Raw genomic sequence first — 13,089 nt, forward strand, 5'->3', positions numbered from 1 at the left:
GGAAATTCCGTCGCGCGTGGCACAACGTGCATAACGATGCTTCCGACTCCGCCTTTACCAAATTTCGGATTCGGCGTGTGTGATGCGCCCCGCTCGGACGAAATGCGCCGAGGGAACGCCAACCGAAAAAGTGTGCCGTGTGGGGCCCCCTGACCTCCCCCCGCAAGGGGGGAACCGATCTCGTTCGGGGCTGGCAGCGCATCCGGCAAAACCACGCGGCGAAATGTCCTTTGGGTCGAAAGCCCCCAACCCCCTGCGCTGCCTGCCCTTCCCGCAGCCAAATTCGCCTGCGGTAACCTCGCATTAACCATCGCCGGGCTCTGGTAAGGGCGGACAGTCGCGCCCAGGGCCCGAAGTCAAGGCCTTGGGTCGAGGCCCTTAGTTTTGACATCTTGGCAGGGAATGCAGACGGCCGGCTTTGGACGAGCCCTGCACCCCAGAAAGATCAGGCTTTGAGCGGGCTTGCCGGCTGCGCTGGTTTGCGCGGCCGTTAGGGGAACCGGCAGCCATTTGCTGGCCGGGGGACGTTAGGTAACGATCGCCTTGAGAGGATACTGCTTATGAATCCGGCCGACGTGGCTCAGTCAGCCCTTCCGGTTGCTGCCTCCGCCGACGTGTCGCTGATTGCGCTGTTCTGGCAGGCTCACTGGATCGTGAAAGCAGTGATGCTGGGACTTCTGGCCTGCTCGGTCTGGGTCTGGGCGATCGCCATCGACAAGATCTTCCTGTTTTCCCGCACCCGCCGCTCGATGGACCGTTTCGAGCAGGCGTTCTGGTCCGGCGAGTCGATCGAGGAACTCTACCGCACCCTGTCGGCCAAGCCGACCCATTCGATGGCGGCCTGCTTCGTCGCGGCGATGCGCGAGTGGAAGCGCTCCTTCGAGAGCCACGCCCGCTCGGTCGCGGGCCTTCAGATGCGCATCGACAAGGTGATGAACGTCTCGATCGCGCGCGAGGTCGAGCGGCTGGAGCGCCGGCTCCTGGTGCTCGCGACCGTCGGCTCCGCCGGCCCCTTCGTCGGCCTGTTCGGCACGGTCTGGGGCATCATGTCGAGCTTCCAGTCGATCGCGGCCTCGAAAAATACCTCCCTGGCGGTGGTCGCCCCCGGTATCGCCGAGGCGCTGTTTGCGACCGCCGTCGGCCTTATCGCCGCCATTCCTGCCACTATTTTCTACAATAAGTTCACTTCCGAGGTGAACCGGCAGGCCCAGCGGCTCGAAGGCTTCGCCGATGAATTTTCAGCCATCCTGTCGCGTCAGATCGACGAGCGGGGCTGACGGGCGGCATGTATAGTGTGAAGGGCAATTTGGGCACCAGACCATGGGCATGAACGTCGCGAGTTCGTCCGGAGGCGGCGGGCGCCGCAGCCGGCGCAAGCCGGTCATGGCCGAGATCAACGTCACGCCGATGGTCGACGTGATGCTGGTGCTGCTCATCATCTTCATGGTGTCGGCGCCGCTGCTCACGGTCGGCGTGCCGCTCGACCTGCCGCAGACCCAGGCCAAAAGCCTCGAGCAGAACGACCAGAAGCCGATCCAGATGTCGGTCGACATCAAGGGCAAGGTGTTCATCAACGACGCCGAGATCGCCATCAACGAGCTGGTGCCGAAGCTGAAGGCGATCACGGACGCGCGCGGCGGGCTTGAGGAGCGCATCTATCTGCGCGCCGACAAGAAGGCGGATTACGGCACGGTGGCCCGGGTGATGGGCCTGTTGTCCGGTGCAGGATTCAAGAAGCTGGCGCTCGTCACGGAAGCGGATCAGGGGTCCTAAGCCGGTGAAGGTGAACGTCGACAAGACACTCGTTGCGTCGATTGCCCTCCACGTCCTCGTGATCGGATGGGGGCTGGTCACCTTTAGCAGCAAGGCCTTCATCGCGCCGGAAGAGTCGCTTCCGATCGATATCATCTCCACCGATCAGCTCGCGCAGATGATGTCGGGGCAGAAGACCGGCAAAAAGGAAGAGCCGAAGCCCAAGGTCGAGAAGATCGCCGAGGCCAAGCCCGAGGAAGACGCGGTCGGCAAGGTCACCGAGAAGAAAGAGCTGATCAAGACCAGCTCGACGCCCGAGCCGCCGCCAAAGCCCGTCGAGAAGCCGGTCGAGAAGAAGCCCGAGCCGCCCAAGCCGGTCGCCGAGGCCAAGCCGAAAGAAGAGCCGAAGCCGCAGGAAAAGAAGCCTGATCCGGCCAAGGAAGATCCGATCGCCGAGCTTCAGAAGAAGCTGGACACCAAGAAGCCGCCGCCGAAGCCGGTGGAGCAGAAGGTCGCGGCGGTGCAGCCGCAGCAGCAGCCGAAGCCGAAGGAGCGCAGCTTCGATCCTGCGCAGATCCAGCGCGACCTCGACAAGCGCGCCGCGACCAGGCACGAGCTCGCTGGAACGGCGCTGAATGCGTCGGCCTCGCTGGGGTCGACGACTGGGACCGCGGCCAACAACGTCGCGACCTGGCGGGGTGCATTCCAGGGCGCGGTCAAGCGCTGCTTCACGCCCACCTATAACGGGCAGGACGCCGATCAGTACGAGGCCGACATCGACATCCCCATGAAGATCGATGGATCGCTGGCATCCGAGCCCATTGTCGTCGCGGTGAGAGGACCGTCCCGGTCGATCGCCCAGGCGGTGGCGGAGAGCGCCAAGCGCGCCATCGTGCAGTGTCAGGTTTATTCGTTCATGCCAAAGCCGCAGTACGAGAGCTGGAAGCTCATCCCGATGACTTTCGGCCTGAAAGATATGTTGTGACATCCGAACAAAAGAATTTTGCAATGAGTGACGTCCGATCGATGAACCGCCGCCGCTTCATGACCCTGACCGGATCGACGCTTGCGATGCTCGGGGGCGGACGCGCCTTCGCCCAGCAAGCCCAGCCGCGGCTTCGTATCGACCCCACCGAATTCCAGCCGATCCCGATCGCGATTTCCGGCTTCGTGCCGGGCTCGCCGTCCGACGGCGACGTCGGCAACGGCGTCACCCAGGTCATCACCAACAATCTGAAGCGCTCGGGGCTGTTCGCCCCGATCGACCAGGCCGCCTTCATCGAGCGCATCAGCAACATCGACGTTGCGCCGCAGTTCCAGAACTGGAAGACCCTCAACGCGCAGGCCCTCGTCACCGGCCGGATGACACGGCAGCCGGACGGAAGGCTCAAGGCCGAATTCCGCCTGTGGGACGTGATCTCCGGCCAGCAGCTCGCCGGCCAGCAATATTTCACCTCGCCGGAATATTGGCGCCGCATCGCCCACATCATCTCCGACCAGATCTACGAACGCATGACCGGCGAGAAGGGCTATTTCGACAGCCGCGTCGTGTTCGTCGACGAAACCGGGCCGAAGGAGCGCCGCGTCAAGCGGCTCGCCATGATGGACCAGGACGGCGCCAATGTGCGCTACCTGACCCGCGGCTCCGACCTCGTGCTGACGCCGCGCTTCTCGCCGAACTCGCAAGAGATCACCTACATGGAGTTCGGCCAGGGCGATCCGAAGGTCTATCTCTTCAACATCGAGACCGGCCAGCGCGAGATCGTCGGCAACTTCCCGGGCATGACCTTTGCGCCAAGGTTCTCGCCGGACGGCCAGCGCGTCATCATGAGCCTGCAGCAGGGCRGCAATTCCAACCTGTTCGTGATGGATCTGCGCTCGCGCTCGACGACGCGCCTCACCGACACGCCGGCGATCGACACGTCTCCGTCTTACTCGCCGGACGGCACCCGCATCTGCTTCGAGTCCGATCGCGGCGGCAGGTCGCAGATTTATGTGATGGGCGCGGGCGGCGGACAGGCGCAGCGCATCTCCTTCTCCAAGGACGACACCAACGCCAGCTATTCGACGCCGGTGTGGTCGCCGAAGGGCGACTACATCGCCTTCACCAGGCAAGGCGGCGGGCAGTTTTCGATCGGCGTCATGAAGCCGGACGGCAGCGGCGAGCGGCTGCTCACCTCCGGCTTCCACAACGAGGGCCCGACCTTCTCGCCGAACGGCCGCGTGCTGATGTTCTTCCGCGATCCCGGCGGCAACGGTGGGCCGTCGCTGTACTCCGTCGACATCTCCGGCCGCAACGAGCTCAAGGTGCCGACGCCGGGCTTCGCCTCCGACCCGGCATGGTCGCCGCTGCTGTCCTCGACGGCGGGCCAGTAGAGCGTTTTCGGGCGAAGTAGGTACCGGTTCGCGTAAGGAAAACGCGCTCCGTTCCGATTCCATCGGAACGGAAAGGGCTTGAGAAGCTGCGCGTTCGCAACGCGCGATGTTTTCGAAAAAACGTGCCGATTTTTTCGCGTTTCGTCCGGGACGCAAGGTTTCCTTCACCTTGTGCCCGGCAAGGCTTGCCTAGTTGCTTGATATGTCAGCGGAAACAGGTTCGCTATTGCCGAAAAACAACTCGACTTTAACGATGTTCCCTCAGAAAGGCTTCACCTGGGCTGGGTAAAAGTACGCCCCAAACAGGACGCGTAACAAGCCAATGCAGCTGGCCGACCAGAAGCAGAGCGATCGAGACGAGCTGGAGCCGATACTCTACGCCGCTCTCATCAACTCTATGGTGCAGAATTTCTGGGCGATCTTCCTCGGCTCGGCCAGCACGGCCGTGGCCGCGGTCATGACTGCGCTGAAGACCGGCGACGTCTTGTTGTGGCCGATCGCGTTCCTGATCATTGCCATCGGCACGGCGCGCGCGTTTCAGATGCGGCGCTACGAAAACCGGATACCGGGTCTGACGTTCGAAGAGGCGAGGCATTTGGAGCCGCGCTATTGGTTGGGCGCGCTGGTCTATGCCGGCGTGATCGGCCTGTGGTGCTTCGTCGTCATCTTCAACAACGACGATGCGGTTGCGAACATGCTCTGCATCTCCGTCACCGTCGGCTACACCGCCGGCGGCGCCGCGCGCAATTACGGCCAGCCCCGCGTGATCCAGTGRCACGTCGCGCTGGCCTGCGGTCCGATGTCGCTCGCCCTGCTGCTGCACGGTGGATTCTATCACGTTGGGCTCGCCGTGATTCTTGGGATGTTCTTCATCGCCTTGAAGAACATCAACCTCAGCCTGCACGCGATCTTCGTCAAGGCGCTGACCTCGAGCTTCCGCGAATCCGCGCTGGCGAGCCAGTTCGACACCGCGCTCAACAACATGCCGCACGGCCTCTGCATGTTTCGCGCCGACGGCCGGCTCGCGGTGATGAACCATCGCTTCGGCGTGGTGATGTCGCTGCCCGACGATTTGGTCAAGCGCGGCGCCACCGCCGCGGACATCGTGTCGGCCTGCGTTGCCGCAGGCTCGATCTCGGCGGACAGCGGCAACCAGATCCTGGCCGAGATCGAGCATGCGCGGATTCGCGAGATCGTCACCGCCGATCCCGACCCGGCGCGCGACCGCACGCTGGCCTGGACGTTCCAGCCGATGACCGGCGGCGGCACCGTGCTGCTGCTGGAAGACATCACCGAGCGCACCAATGCGGAAGCCCGCATCACCCATCTCGCCCGCTTTGACGAGCTCACGGCGCTGCCCAACCGGGTCAGCTTCCGCGACGAAATCGAGCGGCTGCTGGCGCATTCGCACCATGCCGAGCGCCTCTCCGCGCTGCTCTTCATCGATCTCGACCAGTTCAAGCAGGTCAACGATACGCTGGGGCATCCCTGCGGCGACCAGCTCCTGTGCGCGGTCGCCAACCGCCTGCGCGAAATGCTGCGGCCGGAGGATTTCGTCGCCCGCTTCGGCGGCGACGAGTTCGTCGTATTCCAGCAGAACATCGGCGCGGCCGAAGACGCCGCGAGCCTCGCCCGCCGCATCGTCGAGCGGCTGAGCGAGCGCTACCGCATCGACAATCATCTGGTCGAGATCGGCGCCAGCGTCGGCATCGCGCTGACCTCGCCGGACGGCGTCAGCGCGGATACGCTGCTCAAGAACGCGGACATGGCGCTCTACCGTGCCAAGGCCGACGGCCGCGGCACCTTCTGCTTCTTCCGCGACGAGATGGCTGCGACCGTCGAGGCCCGCCGCATCCTCGAGCTCGACCTGCGCAAGGCGCTGGCCAACGAGGAGTTCGAGCTGTTCTACCAGCCGCTGGTCAATCTGAAGTCCGGCAAGATCACCACCTGCGAGGCGCTGCTGCGCTGGAATCACCCGGTGCGCGGCACGGTCTCGCCGGTCGACATCATTCCGGTCGCCGAGGACATGGGCCTGATCGTCGACCTTGGCCGCTGGATCCTGCGCCGGGCCTGCATGGAATGCATGAAGTGGCCCGAAGGCGTCAGCGTCGCCGTCAACTTCTCGCCGCAGCAATTCCACCAGCGCGACGTGCTCAGCGAAATCCGCTACGCGCTCGAGGTCTCCGGCCTCCCGGCCCATCGGCTGGAGATCGAGATCACCGAGTCCTCGCTGTTGCGCAACACCCAGCTCACGCACGACATCCTGTCGCAACTGCATGCGCTCGGCGTGCGCATCTCGCTGGACGATTTCGGGACCGGCTATTCGAGCCTCAGCTATCTGCACAATTTCCCGATGCAGAAGGTGAAGATCGACCGCTCCTTCCTCGAGGGCATCGACACCGACCGGCCGCTGACGCTGCTGCGCGGCGTGGCGCGGCTGTCGGCCGACCTCGGCATGGCGGTCGTGGTCGAAGGCATCGAGACCAACGAGCAGCTCGAGCTGATCAGCGCCGACGGCACCGTCTCCGAGGCGCAGGGCTATCTGTTCAGCCGTCCGGTGCCCGCCGTGCGGATGCGCCAGCTCCTCAACGCCTCGCATGGACGGCGCGGCGAGACCCTGCTCCAGGTCGCCAGCTCGCGCTCCTTCGCCTAACTCTGCTTCTCGAAATTTCCTGTCGTTTCAGACCGTTGCGTCGGCACCGTAGTGCTACGGAGGGTTAACCCTAACCCTTCGATTGCTTTGCATCATTGTTAAGAAGCTGTTAATAAATCATCACGCGCGCGCAAGTTGTTCTGCGTCGTCTTGGTGTGAGCGTGTGATGAGCGGCGGGTAAGGCGGGTAAGGAGTTGGAATGCAGTCCTCAGCCAGAGCGATCATTTCGGCTGTTGGACGGGGAGCCGAACTCCTGACCGACGTCGATTATCATATTGCCGAAACGGCCGAGGAGAAGGAGGCGATCTACAACCTCCGCTACCGCGCCTATCTGCGCGAAGGTGCCGTCAGGGAATCCTCCGAGGCACGCGTCACCGACCAGTATGACGAGCTTCCGAACGCATGGACGTTCGGCGTCTATCTCCACGGCGAACTCTGCAGCTCGGTGCGCATCAGCGTGCTGACCTCGGAATGGCGCGAGTCGACCTCGGCCGACGTCTTCCCCGAAGTCCTGCTGCCGCGGCTCGAGCGCGGCGAGGTCATGATCGATCCGACGCGATTTGTCGCCGACCCCGACAAGGCGAAGCGCGTTCCGGAATTGCCTTATCTGACGCTGCGTCTCGCCTATATGGCGTGCGAGCATTTCAACGCCGATCTCGGCCTTGCGATCGTGCGTCCCGAGCATCAGGCATTCTATCGCCGCGTCTTCCTGCACGCGCCGATCGCCGAGCCCCGGCTGGTTCCCGGCCTCACCAAGGCGTTCGGCCTGATGGCGGCGGACTTCCCGACCTTCCGCAAGAAGGTGTTCGAGCGTTATCCGATCATGCGCTCCACTGCGTTCGAGCGGCGGATGCTGTTCGGCCGCGGCGGCCAGCACCAGGCTCCGCAACGGCCGGCGCTCGTGCCGGACGCCGTTCACGCCTGAGTCGGGTGGGGCGCGCCTCACCGAAGGCTTCGGGCGGCTCCGGCCCCAGGCTCAAAATTGCAGCAGAACCAGCGTTTTTGCCGGTTAACGCGGCTTGCCTTCACCCTCGCGCCACATTTACAACCCATTAACCATGACGGTTGCTTTTCGCCGGTGGGGGGCATTTGACCGGCTCTGGCAACATCCCATCAAGGTTGACGGAACGTTCGCTTAACCAACCCCCTGTAGACCGGACAGCAGTGGACTAACGTGAGCGTGGAGGCTCCGGAATGAAACATCCTATGCGTATCCTCCAGGGATTGAAGCTGGCTGCAGTGCTTGCGGTCGCGCTGTCGATGGGCGCCTGCGCCAACAAGAACCTGGGTGCCGATGCGATGGCCAGCGCGGCGACGCCTGGCAGCCAGCAGGATTTCGTCGTGAACGTGGGCGACCGCGTGTTCTTCGAAAGCGACCAGACCGATCTGACCCCGCAGGCGATCGTGACCCTGGAGAAGCAGGCGCAGTGGCTCCAGACCTATCCGCGCTACTCCTTCACCATCGAAGGTCATGCCGACGAGCGTGGCACCCGCGAGTACAACATCGCGCTCGGCGCCCGCCGCGCCCAGTCGGTGCGCTCGTTCCTGGCCTCGCGCGGCATCGATCCGAACCGCATGCGCACCATCTCCTACGGCAAGGAGCGGCCGGTCGCCGTCTGTAACGACATCTCGTGCTGGTCGCAGAACCGCCGTGCCGTCACCGTGCTGAACGCGAGTTCCTGACGCGCAGTCAGGTGCCGTTCAGCTTCAGAAACGGATCATGCCGGCGCCCTCTCGGGCGCCGGTTTCGTTTCAGCGTTCTGTGACTAAAACCCCTTTGTTCCAGTCACATTTTTGGCGTACTCCCCTTCAATGTGTGGCGCGTCGAATGTTCCGTCGCAGGCCATTTCGCTTTCGTCGTCAGGGCAAGATGTCATCCAGATTTAAGGTCTTTACCGGCACCGTGGCGATCGCCGCGCTGCTCTCTTTGGGCTCGCCCGTCTTCTTGAGCTCGCCCGTCCTGGCGCAGTCGGACGACGACCCCGAGATGCGGATCGAGCGGCTGGAGAACCAGCTGCGCCAGCTCACCGGCCAGAACGAGGAGCTGCAATACCGCAACCGCCAGCTCGAGGAGCGCCTCCGTGCGCTCGAGGGCGGCGCGCAGGCCGCGCCCGGGCAGGCGCCGGTCCAGCCCAATGTCGCCGCCGTGCCGCCCGCCCAGTCCGCGCCGGTCTATCGCCAGCAGCCGCAACCCGCCCAGCCGAATTACGATCCCCAGACGGCAGCTCCGGCCCCGATCGTTCAGGAAGCGCCGCAGCCGGGCGCGCCCGGCGTTCGCCGCCGCGGCGATGCGTTCGACCCGAGCCAGAATCCAAGCGCTCCGGGCGCGCCGCGCGCGCTCGGCGGTGGGCCGCAGCCGATGCCGGCGGGAGCTCCGACCGGTGCGCCCGGCGGGCGCAACGCCGGCGAGCCGCTCGATCTCGCCAACACCAGCCCGCGCTATCAGCAGGGCGTGCCGCCGGCAGCCCAGCCCGGCTATCCGCCGGCCCAACAGGGTTATCCCGCGCCTGCCGCCGGCACGGGCCTGACCACCCTGCCGCCCTCGGCCACGCCGCGCGACGAGTTCGACCTCGGCATCGGCTACATGCAGCGCAAGGACTATGCGCTCGCCGAGCAGACCATGAAGAATTTTGCGCAGAAATATCCGAGCGACCCGCTGCTCGGCGACGCCCAATACTGGCTCGGCGAGAGCTACTTCCAGCGCCAGCAATATCGCGACTCGGCGGAAGCCTTCCTCGCCGTCACCACCAAATACGACAAATCGGCCAAGGCGCCGGATGCCCTGCTGAGGCTCGGCCAGTCGCTCGCCGCGCTGAAGGAGAAGGAGGCCGCCTGCGCCGCCTTCGGCGAGATCGGCCGCAAATATCCGCGCGCCTCCGCCGGCGTCAAAGCCGCCGTCGACCGCGAGCAGAAGCGGGTGAAGTGCTGAGGCGCCGCATTCTGTCCTGACAATGCGGACGGGGCTGCGCTAAACATCGCGAGCCATCCGCCAGCGATGGCTTGCTGCGATGGCTTGGGCCGCGTCAATGTCAGACGACAACTCACCGATCTCGGCGCGCGAGGCGAGGCGGCTCTTCGCTGATCTGCGAAGCGCGCCGGCGTTGGTGCTCGCAGTCTCCGGCGGGCCCGACTCCGTCGCGCTGATGTGGCTCGCGGCGCGCTGGCAGCGCAGCCTTGCGCGCGGGCCCCGCCTGGTGGTCGTCACCGTCGATCACGGCTTGCGGCCGGAGGCGGCGCGCGAGGCGCGCGAGGTCAAGCGGCAGGCCGCTGCGCTCGGGTTGATGCACCGGACCCTGCGCTGGCGCGGGACGAAACCGAGGACGGGGCTGCCCGCCGCGGCGCGCGAAGCCCGCTACCGCCTGCTCGCGCGGGCCGCGCGCAGCGCCGGCGCGAGCCATGTGGTGACCGCGCACACTTGCGACGACCAGGCCGAGACTTTGTTGATGCGGCTGTTGCGCGGCAGCGGCATCGCCGGGTTGTCGGCGATGGCGCGTCTGTCCGAGCGCGACGGGATCGTGCTGGCGCGCCCGCTGCTCGACGTTCCGAAGTCGCAGCTGGTTGCGACCCTGAAGCGGGCCAAGCTCGGCTTTGCCGATGATCCCACCAACCGCGACACCGCGTTCACCCGGCCGCGGCTGCGCGCGCTGCTGCCGCAGCTCGCGGCGGAGGGCGGCGATGCCCGCAATCTGACGCGGCTCGCAGGCAGGCTGGCGCGGGCCAATGCGGCGGTCGAGGTGCTGGCCGACGGCGCCGAGCGCTTCCTTCGGCTGCGGGATCGCGGCGATGCGCCGCATGCTCCGGGCGCGCGAAGCTTCGAAGCCGCGGCCTTCGCCGCCCTGCCGGAGGAAGTCCGGCTGCGGCTCCTGCTGCGGGCCATCAACGCACTCGGCCATGAGGGGCCGGCGGAACTCGGCAAGGTCGAGGCCTTGATGGCCGCGCTTGATCAGGCCATCGCGGCAGGCGCCCGCGCACCTGCAAAGGGCCGGCCGGCGCTGAAGCAGACGCTTGCGGGAGCCTTGATCAGCCTTGCCGGGGGGCGTATCCACGTCGTGCCGGCGCCGGCCCGGCGGATCAAGGGTGGATAGGGGCGGACCATGACACCGGCCGTTTCGCGCCCATGCCGTCAGGCCACCTTAACCAGGCAGGAAAAACCCGGGTCCGGTCGCCATTATTTCAGCGGGAATCGCTCTAAGATGGGATAAATAGTCCCATCTCGTTCCCTTGGCAGCGACCGGGACGGCACCTAAATTGTATGCGTCTAACCAAGAGGATTCCTTGGGGATTTCCTCGCACTGCCCAAGTCACTCTCCAAGCCACTGCCCAAGGATCAGGGTCGCGATCCGCGCGACCACGAAGGAAGATCGATGAACGCCAATCTGCGCAATTTCGCCCTCTGGGTCATCATAGTGTTGCTGCTGTTGGCGTTGTTCACGCTCTTCCAGAACCCGGGTCAGCGCGCCTCGTCGCAGGACATCGCCTTCTCGCAGCTCCTGAGCGAAGTTGATCGCGGCAATGTGCGCGACGTCGTGATCCAGGGCCCGGATATTCACGGCACCTTCACCAACGGCTCGAGCTTCCAGACCTATGCGCCGAGCGACCCGACGCTGGTCAAGCGCCTCTATGACAGCAAGGTCCAGATCACCGCGAAGCCGCCGGGCGACAACGTGCCGTGGTTCGTCTCGCTGCTGGTCTCCTGGCTGCCCTTCATCGCGCTGATCGGCGTGTGGATCTTCCTGTCGCGGCAAATGCAGGGCGGCGCCGGCAAGGCGATGGGCTTCGGCAAGTCGCGCGCCAAGATGCTGACCGAAGCGCACGGCCGCGTCACCTTCGAGGACGTCGCCGGCGTCGACGAGGCCAAGCAGGACTTGCAAGAGATCGTCGAATTCCTGCGCGACCCCGGCAAGTTCCAGCGCCTCGGCGGCCGCATCCCGCGCGGCGTGCTGCTGGTCGGTCCTCCCGGCACCGGTAAGACCCTGATCGCGCGCGCGGTCGCGGGCGAAGCCAACGTGCCGTTCTTCACCATTTCGGGTTCGGACTTCGTCGAGATGTTCGTCGGCGTCGGCGCTTCCCGCGTGCGTGACATGTTCGAGCAGGCCAAGAAGAACGCGCCCTGCATCATCTTCATCGACGAAATCGATGCGGTGGGTCGTCACCGTGGCGCCGGTCTCGGCGGCGGCAATGACGAGCGCGAGCAGACGCTGAACCAGCTGCTGGTCGAGATGGACGGCTTCGAGGCCAACGAGGGCGTGATCCTGATCGCCGCGACCAACCGTCCCGACGTGCTCGATCCCGCGCTGCTGCGTCCCGGCCGCTTCGACCGTCAGGTCGTGGTGCCCAATCCGGACGTCGTCGGCCGCGAGCAGATCCTCAAGGTTCACGTCCGCAAGGTGCCGCTGGCCCCCGATATCAACCTCAAGACCATCGCGCGCGGCACGCCGGGCTTCTCCGGCGCCGACCTGATGAACCTCGTCAACGAGGCTGCCCTGACCGCTGCGCGCCGCAACAAGCGCATGGTCACCCAGGCCGAGTTCGAGGAGGCCAAGGACAAGGTGATGATGGGCGCCGAGCGCAAGTCGCTCGTCATGACCGAGGAAGAGAAGCTCTTGACGGCCTATCACGAGGGCGGCCACGCCATCGTCGGCCTCAACGTCGTCGCGACCGATCCGATCCACAAGGCGACCATCATCCCGCGCGGCCGTGCGCTCGGCATGGTGATGCAGCTGCCCGAGCGCGACAAGCTGTCGATGTCGCTCGAGCAGATGACCTCGCGTCTCGCCATCATGATGGGCGGCCGCGTCGCCGAAGAGCTGATCTTCGGCCGCGAGAAGGTGACCTCGGGTGCGTCGTCCGACATCGAGCAGGCCACGCGCCTTGCCCGTATGATGGTGACGCGCTGGGGCCTGTCCGAGGCGCTCGGCACCGTGTCGTATGGCGAGAACCAGGACGAGGTCTTCCTCGGCATGTCGGTGTCGCGCACCCAGAACGCATCGGAGGCGACGGTTCAGAAGATCGACACCGAGATCCGGCGCTTCGTGGAAGAGGGCTACAACGAAGCGACGCGCATTCTCACCGAGAAGCGCGCCGACCTTGAAGCTCTCGCCAAGGGCCTGCTCGAATTCGAGACGCTCTCCGGCGACGAGATCATCGACCTGCTCAAGGGCAAGAAGCCGAACCGCGAGTCCGTGCTCGAGCCGACCACGCCGCGCGCCTCCGCCGTGCCTCCGGCCGGCAAGTCGCGCCCGCGGCCGGATCCGGACCCCGGCCTGGAGCCGCAGCCGCAGGCGTAACGCCTCTCGCGTCGTGGCCGG

General features: G+C 65.4%; 10 protein-coding genes. All 10 read left to right on the forward strand.

Features of this window, described 5'->3' with window-relative positions:
* Window positions 1–560 precede the first annotated feature (560 nt).
* The 10 genes from tolQ (at window position 561) to ftsH (ending at window position 13,068) form a co-directional block, all read left to right on the forward strand.
* Complete coding sequence (tolQ, locus tag ACXJMY_RS15740; protein ID WP_456620250.1) at window positions 561–1,277, forward strand: protein TolQ; 717 nt, start codon at window positions 561–563, stop codon at window positions 1,275–1,277.
* 43 nt (window positions 1,278–1,320) lie between these two features.
* Window positions 1,321–1,773, forward strand: coding sequence for a protein TolR (gene tolR / locus ACXJMY_RS15745; protein WP_279666570.1), 453 nt, complete (start codon window positions 1,321–1,323; stop codon window positions 1,771–1,773).
* Window positions 1,774–1,777: 4 nt separating this feature from the next.
* Entirely contained in the window at window positions 1,778–2,737 is a 960-nt protein-coding gene (locus ACXJMY_RS15750; RefSeq protein ID WP_456620251.1) for a protein TolA, read from the forward strand.
* A 23-nt stretch (window positions 2,738–2,760) separates the two neighbouring features.
* Window positions 2,761–4,128, forward strand: coding sequence for a Tol-Pal system beta propeller repeat protein TolB (gene tolB / locus ACXJMY_RS15755; protein ID WP_456620252.1), 1,368 nt, complete (start codon window positions 2,761–2,763; stop codon window positions 4,126–4,128).
* Between the two features lie 322 nt (window positions 4,129–4,450).
* Window positions 4,451–6,781, forward strand: coding sequence for a putative bifunctional diguanylate cyclase/phosphodiesterase (locus ACXJMY_RS15760; RefSeq protein ID WP_456620253.1), 2,331 nt, complete (start codon window positions 4,451–4,453; stop codon window positions 6,779–6,781).
* A 199-nt stretch (window positions 6,782–6,980) separates the two neighbouring features.
* On the forward strand, window positions 6,981–7,706 hold the full coding sequence (locus ACXJMY_RS15765; protein ID WP_456620254.1) for an N-acyl amino acid synthase FeeM domain-containing protein: 726 nt from the start codon (window positions 6,981–6,983) through the stop codon (window positions 7,704–7,706).
* Window positions 7,707–7,975: 269 nt separating this feature from the next.
* Window positions 7,976–8,464, forward strand: a complete 489-nt coding sequence (pal, locus tag ACXJMY_RS15770) for a peptidoglycan-associated lipoprotein Pal (RefSeq protein WP_074121319.1) — start codon at window positions 7,976–7,978, stop codon at window positions 8,462–8,464.
* A 187-nt stretch (window positions 8,465–8,651) separates the two neighbouring features.
* Window positions 8,652–9,710 carry a tol-pal system protein YbgF gene (gene ybgF, locus ACXJMY_RS15775; RefSeq protein ID WP_456620255.1) on the forward strand — a complete coding sequence of 353 codons (1,059 nt, stop codon included), beginning with the start codon at window positions 8,652–8,654 and terminating at the stop codon, window positions 9,708–9,710.
* Between the two features lie 97 nt (window positions 9,711–9,807).
* Window positions 9,808–10,866 (forward strand): tRNA lysidine(34) synthetase TilS, encoded by a 1,059-nt coding sequence (tilS, locus tag ACXJMY_RS15780; protein WP_456620256.1) that lies wholly within the window; start codon window positions 9,808–9,810, stop codon window positions 10,864–10,866.
* A gap of 279 nt (window positions 10,867–11,145) precedes the next feature.
* Window positions 11,146–13,068 (forward strand): ATP-dependent zinc metalloprotease FtsH, encoded by a 1,923-nt coding sequence (gene ftsH, locus ACXJMY_RS15785; protein ID WP_007596301.1) that lies wholly within the window; start codon window positions 11,146–11,148, stop codon window positions 13,066–13,068.
* The last annotated feature ends 21 nt before the right edge of the window (window positions 13,069–13,089 follow it).

It is taken from the genome of Bradyrhizobium sp. P5_C12 (assembly GCF_054049735.1).

Bases quoted from the DNA above. Each gene is read 5' to 3' on its own strand.
- tolQ (WP_456620250.1), top strand. From the start codon at position 561: ATGAATCCGGCCGACGTGGCTCAGTCAGCCCTTCCGGTTGCTGCCTCC.
- tolR (WP_279666570.1), top strand. From the start codon at position 1,321: ATGGGCATGAACGTCGCGAGTTCGTCCGGAGGCGGCGGGCGCCGCAGC.
- ACXJMY_RS15765 (WP_456620254.1), top strand. From the start codon at position 6,981: ATGCAGTCCTCAGCCAGAGCGATCATTTCGGCTGTTGGACGGGGAGCC.
- pal (WP_074121319.1), top strand. From the start codon at position 7,976: ATGAAACATCCTATGCGTATCCTCCAGGGATTGAAGCTGGCTGCAGTG.
- ybgF (WP_456620255.1), top strand. From the start codon at position 8,652: ATGTCATCCAGATTTAAGGTCTTTACCGGCACCGTGGCGATCGCCGCG.
- tilS (WP_456620256.1), top strand. From the start codon at position 9,808: ATGTCAGACGACAACTCACCGATCTCGGCGCGCGAGGCGAGGCGGCTC.
- ftsH (WP_007596301.1), top strand. From the start codon at position 11,146: ATGAACGCCAATCTGCGCAATTTCGCCCTCTGGGTCATCATAGTGTTG.